Origin of the sequence: Ralstonia sp. TCR112 (genome assembly GCF_007997035.1) — a bacterium.
In the GTDB taxonomy this organism is placed as follows: Bacteria; Pseudomonadota; Gammaproteobacteria; order Burkholderiales; family Burkholderiaceae; genus Ralstonia; species Ralstonia edaphi.
In genome coordinates, this window is the sequence record NZ_VOSS01000198.1 from 1 (window position 1) to 544 (window position 544).

The 544-nt window shown below is 60.1% G+C and carries 1 pseudogene; it reads left to right on the plus strand.

Annotation, left to right across the window (positions count from 1 at the left end):
* Window positions 1–544 (plus strand): annotated as a pseudogene (locus tag FUT88_RS25245) (ATP-binding cassette domain-containing protein); the annotation flags it as partial.

The following is a 544-nucleotide window of genomic DNA, read 5'->3' on the forward strand; positions in this document are numbered from 1 at the left end:
TGCTGGACGAGCCGACCAACAACCTCGACATCAATACGATCCGCTGGTTGGAATCGGTGCTCAACGAGCGCAATTCCACCATGATCATCATTTCCCACGATCGCCACTTCCTGAACTCGGTCTGCACGCACATGGCCGACATGGATTACGGCACCCTGAAGGTCTACCCGGGCAACTACGACGACTACATGGAAGCCTCCCTGCAGGCGCGCGAACGCCTGCAAGCCGCCAACGCGCGGGCCAAGGAGCGCATCTCTGACCTGCAGGACTTCGTGCGCCGCTTCTCGGCCAACAAGTCCAAGGCTCGCCAGGCCACGTCGCGCCTGAAGATGATCGACAAGATCAAGGTGGAAGACATCAAGCCGTCGTCGCGCCAGAATCCGTTCGTCCGCTTCGAGATGGAGAAGAAGCTGCACAACCTAGCAGTGGAAACCGAGAACGCGCGCAAGACGTACGACCGCAAGATTTTCGATGGCCTGACGATGGCTGTGCGGGCGGGCGAGCGGATTGCCATCATCGGTGAGAACGGCGCGGGCAAGACCAC